This is a genomic window from Paenibacillus contaminans (assembly GCF_003285015.1).
Classification (GTDB): domain Bacteria; phylum Bacillota; class Bacilli; order Paenibacillales; family NBRC-103111; genus Paenibacillus_V; species Paenibacillus_V contaminans.
On record NZ_QMFB01000041.1, the window covers coordinates 26369 to 45210 of the forward strand.

Below are 18842 nucleotides of genomic sequence, written 5' to 3' on the forward strand. Positions count from 1 at the left end.
GTAGAGCTAAATATAGGAGTGGAGGGAATGTCGGAAATGAAAAAGAAAAAGAGTTTCCTGGTGTCCGTTGCGCTGCTGACGTTATTGGCGAGCGTAACCGTGGCGAATGGAGAGGACCGTATGACTGATACCTTCTCGGTGGACGGGAAAGCGATTACGTATGAGTATGGGCAGCCTTTTGTTCAAATGAATGTAGACCTGGTTCCTGTACGAGATTTGCTGATTGCGCTGGGCGTGCCGAACGATGATGCGCATATTGTTTGGAATGGCGAGGAACAATCAGTTACCGCAATATCGGGCAAACTAACCCTGAAAATGGCGCTTGATCAAGCCGATTTGTACAAAAACGGCAGCAAAGCGGCCAAGTTCGCGACTGCGCCAAAGATGGTGGACGGACGTGTTTACATATCGGTGAAGGAAGTGGCGGAAGCGCTCGGATATAAGGTGGAGCGGGATAAAAACGGCCGAATCATTTCCGTCGGCTCGGCTGATTATATTCGATCGCAGTCACCTTCCGATAAGGTGGCGCCATATCTTATTTCGGCCGTCGCACTTACGGGATCGGTTATAGAAGTGGAATTTAATGAGAAAATAGATAAGGTTTCGGCCGAAACGGCGGCTAACTACTCGATTCAAAGCAGTCAAGAAAGCTTGACGATTTCCAAGGCGGAACTAAAAGACGATCAAACGACGGTTAAGCTGACCGTTCCCCGCCAGAGTACGGGAGCTGCTTACAAAGTTAGCGTAGAGGGAGTCAAAGATACCAGCGGAAATGTAAACGATCGAACGACAGTTACTTTCGTCGGCATTACAACTTTGGCGGAGCGTGAACATTCACCAAATCTTGCATTATTATCGGTGGTCTCAAATGGTCCCAACACGGTTATTGCCACCTTCAATCAAGACCTGGATCGGATTAGCGCTGAACAACCCCAAAATTACTCGTTAAATATGACTAATAAAAAACTAATGCTCAATATTTTTAAAGCTGAATTAATGGATAACAACAGAGCCGTGATGCTGACCACCTCATCGCAACCTGTAGACGGAGATTATAAGCTAGTCGTGACGAACGTCAGATCGTCTGCTAAAGGGAGTGCAATCGAAACTGCAGACAATAGCTATCAATTTAGCCTAACGCCACAAGATACGTTAGGATTGAGACCCTTATCCGCAATCGCGGTCTCGAATTCAATTGTACAAATACAATTCAGCGAGTCTTTGGACCCGAAGAGTGCCGAGACAGCAGCTAATTATCGGATTGCTCTTGAAAGCGGACACGGAGAAGAAACACTTACTGTTGCCGGAGCGGAGCTGATTGAGGGCGGCAAAAAAGTACGTTTAACCGTATCTTGGGGAATGGAAGAAGGGGCGGTATATAAAGTAACCTTGAATAATATTAAAAATGCGAACGGAATCTTAATCGACCGGGACAATCAATACAGCCGCTTTTTTGGGGTATCGCCACAATAAAACGAATTTCTACTTTAGTGGTTTTGAATATAGCTACACCATGCCAATGAAGACGGACTAAGTCGGGGGGTAAAACCCAGCACTGTTGTAAAGGCCGACCGTTGCGCGCGGCCGGCCTTTTTTTACTCCACTCCTACTTTCCTCTCCAGCAAATACAAACTGCCGAGATAAAAGGCAAGGCATAATAAAGCGAAGGCAAGAGCCGGCGGGACAGCCGATTGCACTAAGCCGGCCAGTATCGACAGGAAAGCTCCGGCGGTGAAGGTCACAAAAGTGATCAGCGCTGGCATCGTGCCGAAGCATCTTCCGACCAGCGTACTGAAGAAACACAGCATAATCAGACAGGTGGCGGCAAGCGCGATTTTTACTATGAAGGCAAATTTCGGCCAGTCGAACGTCAGCAGAGGCTCGGACCGGAACATCATGCCGTCGTGGATCGCATTTTGCAGGCTTAACCCGATCGCCATCACGGTCATGAAAAGGATCGCTTCACTGACGATCGCTATATATTTGGAAGCGAGCAGCTGCTTTCTGCGCACGGGCAATGCTAGCAAATAGGATACGGTGCGGTGCCTCCATTCCTCGTTCCATGTAGAAAAGCAGTGCAGGAACGGAATGAAGAGCATAACATAAATCGCCGCGACATTCAGCGTCATAATGAAACCGAGCTTCGGCGCGGGAAGATCGACGGGAAGAAGGGCCATAAGGATGTTCCATAAAATAACGGCCCCTAAGGTGACGAGCATGGTCGTTCTGCGATTTCGCAGGTCGGTTTTGATAAGCCGGCTAAACGTGTGCAACGGGATACACCTCTTTCATGATGGCCGTCAGCGATTTGCCCCGTTCCAGGCGCAAGGTTTCCGCATTCCCTTGAAGCAGCAGTCTGCCTTCGTGCATGAAGAGAACATGATCGAGCAGGCGTTCTACCTCCATAACCTCATGGGTGGACATAAAAATCGTTTGCCCCTCCTCCATGAAGTCGTCAAGAATCGCTTCCATGATTTGCTGTCTGGCCAGCGGATCGATCCCGGAGAACGGTTCGTCGAGAAGCACGTATTTGGCGTGCCGGCTTAAGGCGAGCAGCAGCTTGACTTTGGCGCGGGTTCCTTTGGAGGCTTTGGCGATAGCGGCGTTTTCCTTCAAGCCGAAGAACTCGAGGAGCAAACGTGACTTTTTATCATTCCAGTCCCCGTACATATCTTTCATATAGCGCATGGCGTCGCCGACTTTCATCCATGGATACCAGGCGTCGGCCTCGGGCAGGTAAGCGAGCATCTCCCTCGTGGCGATGGAGGGAAGCGCGCCGTCGATCGTTACCGTCCCCCTGTCGAGTGGGAGCAATCCGGCTATCGCCTTGAGCAGCGTAGACTTGCCGGCGCCGTTTGTGCCGAGAAGACCGACAATTTGCCCTTCCTCCAGAGCGAAGGAAACGCCGTTTAGCGCTTGTTTTTTTCCGAACCATTTGTAAGCCTGCTCGACTTGAATCATAACGGTTTGCTCCCCTCCAAATATGCCTTCAAGCTATCCAAAATATCCGTATCGGAATTCCCCATCGCCCGCAAAACCTCGACGCATTCCCGAACCGCACGATCGGTCGCTTCCTGCCGCAGCGCTTGAAGCATGCCTGCGTCACGGGTCATCAGACTTCCCTGTCCTCTAACGGTAACGATCAAGTTCATATCCTCCATTTCCTTATAGGCTCGCTGGATCGTGTTCGGGTTGACGCCGAGCGTTTTGGCAAGCTCGCGCCGGGAGGGGATTTCCTGGCCCAGCTCATAGGTGCCGTTGATGAATTTCGTCCTGATGTCGTCGATGATCTGGCTGTAGATCGGTTCCTTCGAATTAAAATCCATCGTTTCCTCCGATGTTTATGTGTATCGCTGTATTAGTTATTTAATACACTACAAAGAAAATTCGGTCCTGTCAATGCCGCTGCGAGAAAACAACGTAAAAATAGGCGCCTTGTCTAGTCGGCGCCCGTTAAAATTTTTTCGGCAGCACTTATATTCCGCGGATAATGCGGCAATGCCGGCGGATCGCCGTCATGCAGCGTCACATGCGCACCGGCAGCTGCGCGTAATGTGACGCTGCAGTCGCTAAGCATCGCCTGGGAGGGCCTATTATCAAGCCTTGTCCTCCGTCGAAGGCAGCGTCACGCTAAAAGCGGCTCCTTCGCCCGGCTTGCTCTGCACGCGAATCGTGCCATGATGCATGTCGACGATTCTGTGCGCGATCGACAGCCCCAGGCCGCTTCCGCCGCTGGCGCGGGTCCGAGCTTTGTCCGCTTTATAGAAGCGCTCGAACACATGCGGCAAATCGCCTTCTGCGATGCCGATTCCGGTATCCGAGATGGTGACTTCCGTTACCGTCCGGTCTTCGTCTTTAGTTTGATGCAGAACGATACCGATTGTGCCTCCCTGGGGCGTAAATTTGATGCTGTTATGAATCAGGTTGACCCAAACCTGGCTGAGCAGCTCTTCGTCCGCTACGATCCAGGCCTCTCCCAGCGAGATGTCCAGATCGATCGATTTTTCGAGCCACTGAGGCTCGCAAGCGAGAACGATATGTCGCAGCTGCTTGTCGAGGCGGTAACGCTTCGGCTCGAACGGATGATGCTTCGATTCCAGCGACGTCAGCTTCAGCAGATTGTCGCTCAGCTTGGACAGGCGTTTGCTTTCCGTCTCGATAATGCTTAAGTAATGATGCCGCTCCTCCTCGCTTAGCTGGTCGGTTCGCAAAATTCGGGCGAAGCCGTTCATCGAGGTTAGCGGGGATTGAATTTCATGCGATACGTTGGAGATGAATTCCTGACGCAATTGCTCCATTTGATTCAGCTGCTCGGCCATATGGTTGATGCTTTCGGCAAGCTTCCCGAATCCGTCGTTCGGGTTGGGCCGTACGGCAAGATTCACGTTGAAATCGCCCTTCGAAATGCGGCGCAGCGCGTCTAGCATCGATTGAAAAAAGGCAACATGCTTCCGGCGGCCGAAAAATCCAAAGCAGAACGCCGTTCCCGCAAATAGAAGAAAGGTCATGAGGGCGGTGATCAATTGCTTGAACAGATCATGCGGATGCTTGCCGGTCGTCTCGTATAAATAGTCGGTTATATAATAAGCCGCCGTGAAGCAAACGAGGTTATATGCAAGCACCGCCATGATGCTCAAGATGCCGCGTGTAATTCGATCCCGTTTGGTCATGGCCGTATCTCCAGCCGGTAGCCGAGTCCGCGGATCGTGCTTATTTTAAAGCCGTACGCTTCTTCGGAGAAACGCTCCCGGAGCCGGTTGATATGGACGTCGACCGTCCGTTCGTTTCCTTCAAAGTCATAGCCCCAAATATCCTCGATCAGCTGCTCGCGGGAAATCGTTTTGCCGGCATAACTGGCGAGCTTGAACAGCAGCTCGAATTCCTTGAGCGGCAGCGTGATGCTTTGACCGCCGGCAACCGCCTCGTACGTTTGCCGGTTAAGCAGCAGCTCCCCCGCCTGCACCGTCTGGGATGCGGCGATCCGATAGCGCTTCAGCAGCGCTTTCACACGGGCAACGAGCTCCGCCGGCTCGAATGGCTTCACCAGATAGTCGTCCGTTCCGAGCTCGAAGCCTTTCACTTTTTGCGCCGTTTCGCCTTTGGCCGTCAGCATGAGCAGGGGAAGATCGTAATGCGCCCGGAGCTCGCGGCAAAGCTGCCAGCCGTCCATATTCGGCATCATGATATCGAGAATGACCATATCCGCTTTTACCGATTCGAGGAGGCTCAGCGCCTCCACGCCGTCCGACGCTTCGTAGACGTCGAAGCCTTCGTTTTGCATGACGTGCCTGAGCAGCTCGCGGATGTACGGATCGTCGTCGACAATCAATAGTTTGGTCATGGCGGATTCCTTCCTTTACCCCAGTGTATACAGGCTGCGAAGCGAAGAGTCTGCGTTTATACCAGCGCGTCTGTTATACCTGCTCCTTCAAACGCAGCTGCTGAGTTGCGAATTCGCGGTACAGGGCATGACTTTGCACTAGCTGATCATGTGTGCCGCTGCCGGTTATCGTTCCCTTCTCGATGAAAACAATCTGATCGGCGTCTACGACCGTAGAGAGCCGGTGGGCGATGACAACCGTCGTCCGTCCCTTCATCAAGTTTTGCAGCGCTTTTTGCACGACGATTTCGGATTTGCTGTCGAGGCTGGAGGTCGCTTCGTCCAGCATCAGGATTTGCGGATTCCGGAGGAGCGCTCGGGCGATGCCGATTCGCTGGCGCTGGCCGCCGGACAGCTTGACGCCTCTTTCCCCGACTTCGGTGTCGTACCGGTCCGGCAATTCGTCGATAAATTGATCGGCGTAGGCCATCGCCGCTGCATGATTCAGCTCCTCGTCCGTGACTTCTCTGCCGATTCCGAAGCAGATGTTTTCGCGGATGGTTCCCGCCACGAGCGGGCTTTCTTGGGACACATATCCGATCCGGCTTCGCCAGGAACGCAGCGTAAACGCCTCGATCGGCTCTTCGCCCAGACGAATCGATCCGCTTTGCGGTACATAGAATCGTTCCAGCAAGGAGAAAAGCGTCGTTTTGCCGCCTCCGCTCGGTCCGACGACCGCCGTTACTTTGCCGGGCTGAATCGTAAAGCCGACCTCATGCAAAACCCGGTCTCCGGAATCGTAAGCGAACGATACGTTGTCCAGTACGATCGGCAGGCCGGCATTCTGAAGCTCCCGTCCGGCATCATGATCTTCCTCGTCGGATTCCAGCGTAGAGATAATCCGTTCGGTTGCGCCCCGCGCCTTTTGCAGCTGGGTGAAAAATTGGGTGAACTGCCCCATCGGCATAATGATTTGCACAAGATACAGGATGAAGGCGACCAGTTCGCCTGCCGTCAAAGCGCCCGAAGAAACGCGCATGCCGCCGTATCCGATAATGACGACGAGGAGCATCATCATCGTAAAGCCCATAAGCGGCGCGATCATCGCTTGCACCTTGGCTTCTTTGAGCCCGAAGCGAAATAAATTCATAATGCCGGCGTTGCCGTTCCGGTACTCGCCCGGCTCGGCGTTCGACGCTTTAACGAGACGGATTTCCGACAGCACCTGGTTGAGCACCGTCGTAAAGCTCGCGGTTTCATCCTGCAGTCCTTTGGAGATTTTGAACATTTGCCGGCCGAGCGGGATCATAACGAGCAAAGCGAACGGTACGGCGACCAGCATCGTAAGCGTCATTTGCCAGTCCAGATATAGCAGGGTCGCAAGAGCTCCTATAATCGAGATGAGGCCGGTAAAAAAGTTGGCCAAGTGCTCGGCGATCAGTCCTTTGACCACGCCGGTATCATTCGTCATGCGGCTGATCGTTTCACCCGTGCGATGATTGTCGTAGTAGGAAACGGGCAGGACGAGCAGCTTTTTCCACAACCGGTCCCTGAGCGCCGCGACGACGCTTTGCCCGACACGATTCAACAAATAGATCGAGACGCCGCTTGCGACCGCCTGCGTGATGAAGGCTGCGGCCATCAAGACGATCTGCTTCGTCGTAATCGAGGAAACTGAGAAGCTGTCGACAAGATTTTTGGTGAAGAGCGGGATGACGAGGCTGACGAGCGTTGTCGCCACGCTTAGAAACAAAGCGACGGCGAGCAGCGGCTTGGAAGGATTCGTTTGCCGGATCAGCCGGATGAAGGGCCGCCACGTACCCGTATTTTGTTTATGCTGCATAGCGGATGTTCTCCTTTTTTATAAATAAAAGAAATCGGTAGGTGCCTATCCCTGTTTACGTAGGATGGGATGCGGAGGTTGCTTTTAAACAAAAGGACGCTCCTTGTGAAGAGAATACGACATCTTTATAAACGGAATGTAAACGAAATACGTTCACAATTTGGACACAATTTATTAATCTCTTTTTCAGTTTTGTTTAATGTTGGGTTAGGCTTGCCTGCGTATAGTAATAGCGTTCACACAGTATGACGGAATTCCTGAACGCGCTGCGCACTAGGAAGCGGCAGGACTGGACAAGATGGTTAGTAAGTAATGGAAATGGAGGGTGTCGCAGTGCTCGAAGTAAAGCAAGTAAGCAAGCTTTATGAAAACCGGCGCGGAGTCGAACAGATGGACTTCTCGATGAGCCGCGGGGAAATCGTCGGATTTCTCGGGCCGAACGGCGCGGGAAAAACGACCACGATGCGGATGATAACCGGCTATCTGAATCCGACCCGGGGATCGATCCTTGTCGACGGATTGTCGATGGCCGATCATCCGAAGAAGGCAAGGAGCAAAATCGGCTACCTGCCGGAGACGCCTCCGTTATATCCGGAAATGACCGTACAGGCTTATTTGCGGTTCATCGCCGATTTGCGGGACATTCCGGTCCGGGAGCAGAAGACCCGTATCGGGGAAGTCGTGGAGAAGCTGGGACTGCAGGGCAGAGAGAAACAAATTATCCGCAGTCTGTCGAAAGGATACAAGCAGCGGATCGGTCTCGCTCAGGCGATTTTGCATCAGCCGGATTTGCTCATTCTCGACGAGCCGACATCGGGTCTCGATCCGAAGCAGATCATCGAAATACGAGGGCTGATCCGCGAGCTGGGCGAAAATCATACGGTACTGCTTTCTACGCATATTTTGCCGGAGGTTAATGCGATTTGCAACCGTGTGCTGATCATTAACCAGGGGCGCATCGTGCTCGACGACAGACCCGACAATATCGGCAGCTCGATGGGCGAGACGTTCGAGATGTCCGTGGAAATCAAAGGTCCGCGCGAGGACGTCATTCGGCAGCTCGGGACGATGCCGGAGATCGGCGGCGTGAAAGAGGCGGAAGAGCCGCTGGAGATGGACGCCGAAACCGTTAAGCTGCGCTTGACGGCGGCTGACCGGACGGATATTCGCGAAGCGGTTTTTTATAAGCTGGCCTCGCTCGGGTACCCGATTCTTGAAATGAAGCGCGAGAGCCTGAGTCTCGAGGACGTATTCCTGAAGCTGACGACGACCGAAGAGAAAGGTGCGGACGCGGAAACCGCTGCGGAGGAGGTGGAAGAGCATGCGTAGAATGCTCGCAATCTGCCGCAAGGAGCTGCAGATGTACTTCTATTCGCCAACGGCGTACGTCGCATTTGCGTTTTATTTTCTGATCAGCGGTTATTTCTTCAGCGTTTCGTTTATCGGTTATATGACGACAGACGTGCGGCTGTTGTTCGGCAACATCATGGTCGTTTATTTGTTCGTCATTCCGCTGCTTACGATGCGGCTCGTGTCGGATGAGCTGCGCCAAGGCACCGACGAGCTGCTTCTGACATCGCCTGCCAGCATAACGGAAATTATCGGCGGCAAATTTCTGGCTGCGCTGACCGTCCAATTGACGCTGGTGGTCGTGAGTCTGATTTATCCGTGGATCATGTCCGCATACGGCCCGATCGACCAACCGGTGCTGTGGCTCTCTTACTTGAGTCTGTTCCTGCTCGGGGCGACGATGATGGCGATCGGCTTGTTCGCCTCTACGCTGTCGGCTCATCAGATGGTTTCGGGCATCGTCGCATTTGCCATGCTGTTAATCCTGTGGATGATCGACTGGCTGGGCGACAGTATCCTGGTATCTGCCAGAGATGCGCTGCAGAAATTTTCGATTGTGGGACGGACGTCCAATTTGCAGAAAGGCGTTTTCGACCTGCCGGACGTGCTCTTTTATGTCACGCTGATCGTCGTGTTCCTCGTGCTCAGTGTCCAGGTGCTGGAACGGAAGCGGTGGAGGTAGACGTATGCGGATGAGTACAGGCTGGGCGGATAACGGAACTTGCAGGACGGACGGCGCGCTCGCGAAGCTGCGCTTCTTGCAGAAACGATTTAGGAGGGGGACGCTGTGAAAAATTGGCTTAAAGGCACGAATGCAGTAGTCCTGTCGCTTGCGGTAATCGGCATTTTTATCGTGCTGACGGTTTTCCTGGGCTCTATGAAGGGCGTTCAGTGGGATCTGACCAAAAATAAAAAGTTTACGCTGGCCGATAAAACGATCGAAACGCTGAAGGCGCTCGACAAAGACGTGCACGTGACGATGTTCTCCAATCCGGGAGACACATATGTAAACCGCCAAATCACCGACTTGCTCGAGCAATATCACAAGCGTAACGGAAAGTTTACGTATGAAGAAATCGATCCGAAGAAACAGCCGACGCTCGCGCAAAAATATCAAATCGAGCAATACGGCACGATCGTGTTCGAAAGCGAAGGCAAGACCAAGAACGTACTCAGCTACGAGCTGTTCGGACAAGGCTCTACCGAAAACTCCTACGCATTCAGCGGGGAGGAGAAATTCACGCAAGCGATTCTTAACTTGGCCGATACGGAAAAGCGGCAAGCTTACCTATTGAGCGGACATGGCGAGCTGACAAGCGCCAATGTGAGCAGCTTGACGAGCAGTCTGACCAATGAAGGGTTCGAGGTCAAGGATCTCAACCTGCTTAAGGAAGCGCAAATTCCGGAAGATGCCGACATGGTCGTCGTGCTTGCGCCTCAGAACGATTTGAGCGCCAAGGAAGCGGACTTGCTGAAGGAATACGTGAAGGGAACAGGCAAGCTGTGGTTTGCTCTTGGCATCGCCAAGGATATGGAGAATTGGGCGAACTGGACGAGCGTGCTCGATACGATCGGCGTGAAGAGCAGTCAAGCGCTTGTCGTCGAGAACCGGAAATCGCTGTCCACCGATCCGCTGACGATCATTCCGGAATACGGCTACCATGACATCACAAGCAAGCTGAGCGATCAGGACCGCATCACGGTGCTGTACGGCGCACTCGCGCTGGAGACGAATAAAGACGTGACGGACTACAGCTCGACGGCGCTGCTTCAAACGACCAAAGACGCATATGGAAAAACGAATCTTTCGTTCTTTACCTCGGCGACGAGCATCACGCAGAACGATCTGAAAAAAGCGGATGCGGATCTTGCAGGCCCGCTCGATCTCGCTTATGCGGTCCAAGACAAGGACAGCAAGCCGAAAGCGATTGTAATCGGCAGCGGCGCGTTCGTAACGAACGATCTGATCGGCGAGCAGGGCAACAAAGATTTTATCCTGAACAGCATCGGTTGGCTGCAGGAACAGCAAAACATGGTGACGATTCGCCCGCAGGAGGAATCCCAGCTTCAGCAGGTATTCTTCACGCAAGGACAGGCTAATGTCATTCAATACAGCACGATGATCGTCATACCGTTATTCATTTTGATATTGGGCGGCGTCATCTGGTGGAGGAGGAGACGCGGATGAAACGGTATTTGCCGACCATCTTGCTCGTCATAGCTTGTTTGGGAGGATTCTGGTATGCGGAGAGCAAGTCGCTGTTTCAAAACAATGACGGCACCGAGATCAAACACCTCGTTACGATGAAAGCCGAGGACATCCGGACGATCTCCTTCCCGGCGGCGGATTCGAACGTCGAGCTGTCGCGCAAGGGCGACGGCTGGGAAATGATCAAGCCGGAAGCCTATCCCGTCGAAACATATGGAGCGGACGGCTGGGTCAGCGGCTTCATAACGCTGACCTATGAGAGTAAGGTCGACGAGAACGCGCAGAATTTGGCGGAATTCGGCTTGGATAAGCCTACGCAGCAATACGAGGTGAAATTGGCCGACGGTACCGTTCAGCAGCTACTGGTCGGCTCGCCGCTGCCGGTAGCCGGAACGAGTTACGTGAAGCTAGGCGATTCGCCTGTCGTTTACGAGGTCGGCGATCAGCAGCTGCAAGCACTCGTGAAACAGCCGTACGACTTCGTGGATAAGCGCGCGGTCGACCTGGACTACAACAAAACGACGACCGTAACGATCGAGTGGAAGGGACAGAAGTGGCAGCTCGACAAGACGGACAAAGATAAAAATGCCTACGAGGCCAATTGGAAGATCGGCGATCGAGAGCTGAAGCCGGAAGAAGGCACGGCGGTTCTCGATAAGCTGGTCAACCTGCAAACCGAGCAAATGCCGAAGAAGGCTGCCGACGTGAAGTTCGACTCGCCCGAGTTGAAGCTCGACATCACTACCCAAACGGAGGACGGCAAAGAAACGGTTAAGACATATACCGGCAAGCTGGACAATGAGACCGTGTGGCTCGTGCAGCAGGACGGAGCTTGGGCTTATGCGGTAACCGCCGATGCCGTCCAGCTGACGTACGACCAAGGGATTGCCAAGCAAACGGAATAGACAGAGAGAGAATGAAAAAGGTAGAGAGACCGAATAAAGAGGCCCGCGTTGCGATCGCAGATCGCCGCGGGCCTTTCGAATGCCGGAACATATATGTGCCGCAGTTTATTATTCCGGGTGGTTGTTCGTTTCGCGGCCAACCGCGAAGGGGGTTGTCACCCCTTCATACATAAGATGCATCGTCATCCCTGAGGCCGCATGGACAAGGTTGTGGCAGTGATCCATCCACAGCCCGGGGTTGTTCGCCAGGAAGGCCACTTCGTACGTATCGCCCGGCATGACGTCTAACGTATCCGACCACCATGGGCTGCCGGATGCCCGCTCTCCGTTACGGGACAATACCAGCATATGATGACCGTGAAGATGCATCGGATGATCGACCATGCCGCGGTTGACGATCGTCGTTTTGATCAGCTCGCCTTCCCGGACCATAAACATCGGCGTGTTAGGGAATACGGCGCCGTTAATCGTGTAAAGCGACTCGAAGCGGCTGTCGAAAAAGCCGAGTTTATTGTCCAAAATCATCGTGAAGGACCGGTCGAATTTGCTGTCCGCTCCGAATGGAACGGGTGCGGGCGTTCCGTAGTGCAGCGGGTCGAATTCCGCCGCCTGTTTGGGTGAGGCGGGGATGCTTCCATTCCCGTCCGGGCTCATCAGCAGGCCGAATGACTTGCCTTCGCCGACCTTGAGATAAACGGGTTTATCGGGCATAACGAAGGTGATGTCGTATCGGCCTCCGGTCGTGAGAACGAGCTTCGTGTCCTCGAGAATACCCGGCTCGTGCAGGTCCGTGCCGTCGATGGCGGCAACCTTAAAGCTCGCGCCGATCAGCGTATAAGCCTGCCTGACCCAGTCGTCCGTATTGATAAGGCGGAGCCGTACGGGCGTGCCGGGGGCGATGCTCGTCCTTTGGAGCGTATCCGTCGAGCCGATTGCAAACGTGCCTTCCCAAAGATGCGTGATGACGGTAATGTCCTTCTCCGCTTCGGCTTGCGGAGTGTCGTCTTCTACGACAAGCGCCCCGAAGAGGCCTTTCTGAACGGCCTCCTTGGATTCTTGATGCGAATGGTACCAGAACGTGCCGACCTGCTCCGCTCGGAAGCGGTACGTATGCGTTTCGCCCGGCATAACGGCATCCTGCGTGGCCCCGGCGACTCCGTCCTCGGCGTTCGGAACGTCAAGACCGTGCCAATGGACGGTAACTCCCATATCGATATCCTTGTTAACGAGCGTTATCTCAGCCAGCTCGCTTTTTTTCAAGCGCAGCTCGGGTCCCGGAGCTTGCCCGTTGTAAGTCCAGGCTTCGACTTGCTTGCCGGAGCTGAGCGTCACGATTTTCTTCTCGGCAGTCAGCGTAATGCGGCGGTCCGGTTCTTCCATGCGCGGTCCCGAAAGAGACGTTACCGGCACCGATGGTGCGGCAGCGGTTTGGACGGCGGCATGTGCGGCGTGACCGCCCCCGTGATCGTGCGTTAGTGGCGTGCCTCCGCCATAATCCGCTTCGCCTGCCGTCATGTCGATCCGGTCGGGGAGCCGGCTGGTTTGGGCGGCTGCGGTGATGAGGAGAAATACCGCGACACCAATGGCGCCGATAACGCCGACGTTTTGCAGCGCTCTAATGCTCCAGTGGCGCAGAACCGGTGCCTGCCCGGTACGGATAGCCGTCCGGCGGCGGCGTCCATGCTTCATCCAAAGCAGAATTGTCGCTGCCAGCAGCACAGCCAAGGGTATAACCGCCTCCAGCCATCGGAAAGGAACCGGGGCCGCGAAGCAAAAATAAAAAGCGGTCAAAGACCCTAGCGCGGTTGCTTGAAAAGGCAAGATCAATCCGGGCCGGGCAGCTTCCGCGTTCAAGCCGGCTTCTGTCAAAGCACCCGATTTGCCCGTTGTCGCCTTACGCAGCTTCCATAGTTTGGGGAAAGAGAGCATCCAAATAAAAATAACGGGCAAGGCGCATAAGGGGGCATGAAGATATAGCCGATCGTTCCAGTAAATCGGATCGAATGTGCGCGTCATAACCGCAATCGGCGTTATAGCGGCGGCGGCCAGCACCGTAAGAATCGCCGTCCAATTCATCAGCTTGCCCGTTTTGCGGCGAAGCTGCTCGTAGGTGCCGCTGTATGCGAGGTGCGATGCCTTAGTGCCCGCAATCCATGCTGTGAGTACCAACAGCAGCAGAGAACCAAGTTCAAGCCCGATCAATAACTGATACACGATAATTCCTCCGTCTCGCGATTTTGACTTCGATTGTGATTGTATCGCCTGACGCGATACAGCCAAACGGTCGCTGGTTGCGTTTTCATACGGGACTTGAGATGGGGTTATCGGCTGGACCTTCGGCGGGCGGGATAGTCGGGATTAGCATTCGACATGCATGGCAAACCTCTTTCTTCATACGTTATATAATAAAGCGTTGCATCGAATGTTGACGCTTTCACGGTGGAGATTTTATAATTAATGGAAATAAGAGGACGATCTCCCAAAGGAGGATAACGGAATGAAAAAGCCCCTTACGAACTCTCCGTTCATGTTTGCTTTCGGTATGCTTGCGATGATGATTCCGTCCCAAGCGTTCAGTTCGTTCTACAGCTACTATTACGTGGAAAAGCTGGGGCTCGGGTTGGGGCTTGCCACGATCGCCCGTACCATATTCCTGATATGGGACGCGGCGAACAATCCTTTGCTCGGCCATTTATCCGACAGCACGAGAACACGCTGGGGGAGACGGAAGCCGTGGATTTACGGCGCGATGCCTTTTTTTATGCTGACGTTTATTATGGTATTCGCGGTGCCGGACGGACTGCAGCAAGGTGGGCTTTTTACGTGGTTTCTGATCGCCCTTATCCTGTACGAAGGGGCCGCCTCCGTGCTTTGGGTCAACTATGGCGCATTATTCCCGGAATTGTTCCGGGGAGACCGGCTGCGCGCCAAGGCTTCGGCGGTTCAACAAGCGTTTCAGATCGTGGCTCTGCTAATCGCGACGGCGCTTACGCCGGTCATTTATACCGCGCTTGGATTTCCCCAGATGGCGATCATTTACGCGGTCGCTTTCGCTGTTTTCATGATGATGTGCATGTATTCCGTCAAGGAAAATCCCGAGGCCTCGAAAGCGGAGCCGCTCAAGCTGCTGGACGCATTCCGCGCAACGCTGAAAAATAAGCAGTTCTGGATTTTCAACATTGCCAACTCTTTTGCCCAAACCGTCAACGGCTTGCTAAGCTCGATGATTCCTTTCTATGCCAAGTATTCCCTGCATATCGAGGAAGCGCAGGTATCGATTCTGCTTGCCGCGATCTTCGTGTCGATCATTCCGTTAGTCGCCGTATGGTACTGGATCGTGCGCAAGCTGGGCGGCTTGAAGGGCTGGCGGACGGCGATGGTCGCTTATGGACTTTGCGTCATTCCGCTTTGGTTCGCGGAAGGGCTTGGCGGCGGCATTGCGGCCGGTATCGTTTTCGGCTTCGGTATGGCCGGCTTCCTCGTAACTCCGGCTGTTCTCAGCGGACAAATCATCGACCGCGACGCCGAGCTGACGGGACGCCGGAGAGAGGGCATATACAATGCGGTGGGCGGCTTCATTACGCGCTCCAGCGGTCTCCTTTCGGCGCTCGCCTTCTGGATCGTCGGCATGATGTTCGGTTATGTGAGCGGCGACGATCCGGGATCCAGCCCCGATACGACGTTCCGGGTTCTAATCAGCGTCGTGCCTTTCATTTTGTTGACGGTCGCATTTTTGGTCTCCTTGTTTGTAAACAATAACGAAGAAGATGCAAAGGGGACGTATTCCATATGACCAAACGGTATTTAATCATAAACTGCGATGATTTCGGACAATGCAAGGCCGCCAATGAAGCGATCATTCACTTGCTCGAGGAAGGGAAAGTATCGTCGGCAACGATCATGCCGCCGGCTCCGGCGTTCAAGGAGGCGGCGGCATGGGCGCGCAGCCTTAAGGAGCCGAAGGTAGGGCTGCATTTAACGTTTACCAGCGAGTATGAAGGCAACCGGTGGAGGAGCTTGACCGGCGATCCTTCGCTGCACGACGAGAGCGGGTATATGCACATGACGATCCGGGAGTTCGAGGAGAAGGCCGCGCCTCATGCGGTCGGGGCCGAAATGCGGGCGCAATTCCGCGCCGTTCAGGAGGCGGGATTGACGATTAGCCATGTGGACAATCATATGGGAAGCCTGTACGGACTTGCCACCGGGCGAAGCTACTTGCCCCAAGTGTTCCGCGAATGCGGGAAGCGGGGGCTGCCGTTTCGGATTTTTCGCAACGTTTACGAGAAGGATCCTTTGCTTGCCTCGATCCCTAATGCCGCAGGCATTCTTGCCAAAGTCGTGGCGCTAGCCGACGCGCTTGGGGTTGCAATGCCCGATTACCTGCTTACGCACGTCTATCCCGTCGAAGAGGGCGAAACCTACGAGAGCTTTAAAAGCATGCTGATCCAAAAGGTGTACGATCTTCCGGAGGGCGTTTCCGAAACGTATATACACCCTGCTGTAGAGGATGACGAGCTTAAATCGTTTCTGCCGTCGTGGCAAAAGCGGGTGTGGGAATTCGAGCTGATGCAGGACGACGATTTTGCCTATGCGATCAAGGATGCAGGGGTCGTTATGACCGATTACCGCTATGTGCGGGAGCATTTGCGGAGACCGAGAGTGGCGGCGGCGTTTCAGCTGCTGTTTAAGCTGTTGTTCCGCAAGTAGGGGGCCGCCCTTGAAGGTGGGCCCCTCACATGTATCGATTCATCGGCATATGATGGGCGTATATTCCTAATTTCGGGAGGAAATTATGCGCTATGAATAGTTGGAGTGGATATTATTTGCCGTATGCCTCGCCGTACCCGGGCGTTATTACGGATAACGTTTTTGCGGGATACCGTTTCCCAAACGGTCAGGCGCCGGTTTCCCCGCCGCAAACGTATAAATCGCAGCAGGATGCACTGGCGTTAATCGAACGCGCCGTTCAAGGGGAGCGGGAGGACGAGCTTTTTTACGATTATCTGATATCCGTGGCGCCGGGCCAAGAAGAGAAGGCGATTATCGCCTCGATTCGCGACGACGAACGAAAGCATAACCGGATGTTTCGGACGATTTACAAAGATTTGACCGGACGGACGCTTCCGCCTGCCAAAGACGGCAGCTTCCAAAAGCCCGAGTCGTATACGGCGGGCCTCACCCAAGCGTTATTCGGCGAGCTGGGGGCTGTGGAGAAGTATCGCGATATCCGCGCCGGAATGCCGAATCGGTACTACCGCGACATGGTGTTCGAAATATTGACCGACGAACAGAAGCATGCCGACAAATACAATTTTCTTTTGAACCATGAGCTGCGCAGGAAGTCAGGGAGATAATTCAGGCGAACGTTCGGTACGAGCGGGCAATAGACATGTACGGTTACAGCAACGCGAAAACTATATCCGATCACCTCGCATAAGATGTATACGAGCCCCAAAAAGGTTTGAAATTATTTCAACCTGTCGGGGCTTTTTGTTATGGGCTACAATGAAAGCGATCACAGAAAGCGGTGTCATTTTAACGGAGGTTGGCTGAGTCGCATCACGTTTTGGCTTGTCGGTTCCCTCCAGCCCGCAGAAAATTATAAACAACATAGAGGAAGGAAGATGACGTGATGGGCCAAACGGCTTGGAACAAAAGCACAGCGCAGCTGTTAACAATCGCATCGTTCGTCATCGGGATTGCCGTCTGGTTCGCCATTGCCAAAATTCCTGCGGTAGGCGCTATTTTGACCGATCCGGTGACCATAGTGAAATCTTTCTGGACCGAGCTTACGAGCGGCAGACTGTGGCAAAATATTTACGTCAGCCTGTTCCGCGTACTCGGAGGTTTTGGCTTAGGTCTGGCGGCCGCCATACCGATAGCGTTCCTGATGGGCTGGTACAATCCGATCCGCTCGATCATCGAGCCTTGGATCCAGTTTTTCAGGACGATCCCGCCGATTGCGCTGATTCCGCTCGTTATCGTAGCGCAAGGGGTAGGCGAGTCTGCGAAAATTACCGTCATATTCGTTTCGACTTTCCTGGTAATGGTCATCTCGATTTATCAAGGCGTGCGCAACGTCGACCCGACTTTGATCAAAGCGGCTCGCGTGCTTGGCGCCCGGGACCGGGACATTTTCTTCGAGGTCATCGTTCCGGCATCGTTCCCGTACATTCTCGTCGGCGTCAGACTCGGTCTGGCCAGCGCTTGGACGACGCTCGTAGCAGCGGAGCTGACCGGCGCTTCCAAAGGACTGGGCAACATGATTATGGAGGCCAGCCTATACTTCCGGATGGACGTCGTCATTCTAGGCATTATCGTAATCGGGATTATCGGGCTTTCGATGGATAAAGGCGTGTTGTATCTCGAGAGGAGGTTAACCGGATGGCAAGAGCTGCGGAAATCATAACAGGCAAGCCGTCGGCCGAACCGGCGGTACCGAAAATAGAAATCAAGGATTTGTCCAAAATATACAACGGCCGCAACGGCGACGTCGTCGCCTTGCAGAATACGAATTTAACGATCAATCAGAATGAATTCGTTTGCGTAGTCGGACCGAGCGGCTGCGGCAAAACGACGCTGCTCAACATTATCGCAGGGCTGGAGCAAGCTTCCGGCGGCTCCGTAGCGGTGGATGGCAAGGAAGTAAAAGGACCGGGCAAGGAGCGCGGCGTCGTTTTCCAGCAATATGCGTTATTTCCGTGGAAGACGGTGCTGAAGAACGTCGAGTTCGGCCTGAAGCTGAGAGGTCTCGGCAAAGCGGAACGCCGCGAGCGGGCCGAGCATTACATCGAGATGGTGGGGCTGAAAGATTTTGCTCATGCTTATCCTAAGGAGCTGTCCGGCGGCATGAAGCAGCGGGTGGCGATCGCCAGAGCTTATGCGGTGCAGCCCGAGGTGCTGTTGATGGATGAACCGTTCGGGGCGCTGGACGCGCAGACACGGGCCCAGCTGCAGGAAGAGCTGCTTCGCACCTGGCAGAGCGAGAAGCGGACTTGCTTCTTCATTACGCACGATGTCGAAGAAGCCGTCATTCTCGCGCAGAAGGTCATCGTCATGAGCGCCCGCCCCGGACGAATCAAAGAAATCATTAACGTCGACATTCCGTATCCGCGTAACCAGGCGACGAAGCTTGACGAGCGATTCATTCAGATCAAGAACGAAATCTGGGAGAAAGTGTACCGCGAATACTTGGAATATAAGAAGTGAACG

The 18842-nt window shown here is 53.9% G+C and carries 17 protein-coding genes; 10 read left to right on the forward strand and 7 right to left on the reverse strand.

Annotation, left to right across the window (positions count from 1 at the left end):
• Positions 1–27 precede the first annotated feature (27 nt).
• Positions 28–1473: a copper amine oxidase N-terminal domain-containing protein gene (locus DQG23_RS37195; protein ID WP_113036113.1), complete on the forward strand. Its 1446-nt coding sequence runs from the start codon at positions 28–30 to the stop codon at positions 1471–1473.
• Between the two features lie 122 nt (positions 1474–1595).
• Here the strand turns inward: DQG23_RS37195 and DQG23_RS37200 are convergent, their stop codons facing one another.
• From DQG23_RS37200 to DQG23_RS37225, 6 genes are all read right to left on the reverse strand, one after another.
• The gene (locus DQG23_RS37200) at positions 1596–2273 is read right to left on the reverse strand and encodes an ABC-2 transporter permease (RefSeq protein WP_113036114.1); all 678 of its coding nucleotides are present in this window, start codon (positions 2271–2273) and stop codon (positions 1596–1598) included.
• The gene (locus tag DQG23_RS37205; protein WP_113036115.1) at positions 2260–2961 is read right to left on the reverse strand and encodes an ABC transporter ATP-binding protein; all 702 of its coding nucleotides are present in this window, start codon (positions 2959–2961) and stop codon (positions 2260–2262) included. The genes DQG23_RS37200 and DQG23_RS37205 overlap by 14 nt, the downstream gene beginning before the upstream one ends.
• On the reverse strand, positions 2958–3326 hold the full coding sequence (locus DQG23_RS37210) for a GntR family transcriptional regulator (RefSeq protein WP_113036116.1): 369 nt from the start codon (positions 3324–3326) through the stop codon (positions 2958–2960). The genes DQG23_RS37205 and DQG23_RS37210 overlap by 4 nt, the downstream gene beginning before the upstream one ends.
• Before the next feature lie 270 nt (positions 3327–3596).
• Entirely contained in the window at positions 3597–4670 is a 1074-nt protein-coding gene (locus DQG23_RS37215) for a sensor histidine kinase (RefSeq protein ID WP_113036117.1), read from the reverse strand.
• Positions 4667–5341, reverse strand: a complete 675-nt coding sequence (locus tag DQG23_RS37220) for a response regulator transcription factor (RefSeq protein WP_113036118.1) — start codon at positions 5339–5341, stop codon at positions 4667–4669. The genes DQG23_RS37215 and DQG23_RS37220 overlap by 4 nt, the downstream gene beginning before the upstream one ends.
• Before the next feature lie 73 nt (positions 5342–5414).
• Positions 5415–7163 carry an ABC transporter ATP-binding protein gene (locus tag DQG23_RS37225; protein WP_113036119.1) on the reverse strand — a complete coding sequence of 583 codons (1749 nt, stop codon included), beginning with the start codon at positions 7161–7163 and terminating at the stop codon, positions 5415–5417.
• A gap of 333 nt (positions 7164–7496) precedes the next feature.
• Here DQG23_RS37225 and DQG23_RS37230 point away from each other — a divergent pair, with 333 nt between their 5' ends.
• From DQG23_RS37230 to DQG23_RS37245, 4 genes are all read left to right on the forward strand, one after another.
• A complete protein-coding gene (locus DQG23_RS37230) occupies positions 7497–8492 on the forward strand; it encodes an ABC transporter ATP-binding protein (RefSeq protein WP_113036120.1) in 996 nt (331 codons plus the stop codon).
• Positions 8485–9195, forward strand: a complete 711-nt coding sequence (locus DQG23_RS37235; RefSeq protein WP_192894690.1) for an ABC transporter permease — start codon at positions 8485–8487, stop codon at positions 9193–9195. The genes DQG23_RS37230 and DQG23_RS37235 overlap by 8 nt, the downstream gene beginning before the upstream one ends.
• Positions 9196–9300: 105 nt before the next feature.
• Positions 9301–10701: a GldG family protein gene (locus DQG23_RS37240; RefSeq protein ID WP_113036121.1), complete on the forward strand. Its 1401-nt coding sequence runs from the start codon at positions 9301–9303 to the stop codon at positions 10699–10701.
• Positions 10698–11627, forward strand: coding sequence for a DUF4340 domain-containing protein (locus DQG23_RS37245; protein ID WP_113036122.1), 930 nt, complete (start codon positions 10698–10700; stop codon positions 11625–11627). Before DQG23_RS37240 ends, DQG23_RS37245 begins: the two co-directional genes overlap by 4 nt.
• A gap of 108 nt (positions 11628–11735) precedes the next feature.
• Here DQG23_RS37245 and DQG23_RS37250 read toward each other — a convergent pair whose 3' ends face one another.
• Positions 11736–13841 carry a multicopper oxidase family protein gene (locus tag DQG23_RS37250; protein WP_113036123.1) on the reverse strand — a complete coding sequence of 702 codons (2106 nt, stop codon included), beginning with the start codon at positions 13839–13841 and terminating at the stop codon, positions 11736–11738.
• A gap of 283 nt (positions 13842–14124) precedes the next feature.
• Between DQG23_RS37250 and DQG23_RS37255 the strand changes: the two genes are divergently transcribed.
• The 5 genes from DQG23_RS37255 to DQG23_RS37275 all read left to right on the forward strand — a co-directional run bounded on the left by DQG23_RS37255 (position 14125) and on the right by DQG23_RS37275 (position 18839).
• Complete coding sequence (locus DQG23_RS37255) at positions 14125–15420, forward strand: MFS transporter (protein WP_113036124.1); 1296 nt, start codon at positions 14125–14127, stop codon at positions 15418–15420.
• A complete protein-coding gene (locus DQG23_RS37260) occupies positions 15417–16337 on the forward strand; it encodes a polysaccharide deacetylase family protein (protein WP_113036125.1) in 921 nt (306 codons plus the stop codon). Before DQG23_RS37255 ends, DQG23_RS37260 begins: the two co-directional genes overlap by 4 nt.
• A 92-nt stretch (positions 16338–16429) precedes the next feature.
• Positions 16430–16984, forward strand: a complete 555-nt coding sequence (locus DQG23_RS37265; RefSeq protein WP_113036126.1) for a ferritin-like domain-containing protein — start codon at positions 16430–16432, stop codon at positions 16982–16984.
• A 278-nt stretch (positions 16985–17262) separates the two neighbouring features.
• A complete protein-coding gene (locus DQG23_RS37270; RefSeq protein WP_113036127.1) occupies positions 17263–18039 on the forward strand; it encodes an ABC transporter permease in 777 nt (258 codons plus the stop codon).
• Positions 18015–18839: an ABC transporter ATP-binding protein gene (locus tag DQG23_RS37275; protein ID WP_113036128.1), complete on the forward strand. Its 825-nt coding sequence runs from the start codon at positions 18015–18017 to the stop codon at positions 18837–18839. Before DQG23_RS37270 ends, DQG23_RS37275 begins: the two co-directional genes overlap by 25 nt.
• Positions 18840–18842 lie beyond the last annotated feature (3 nt).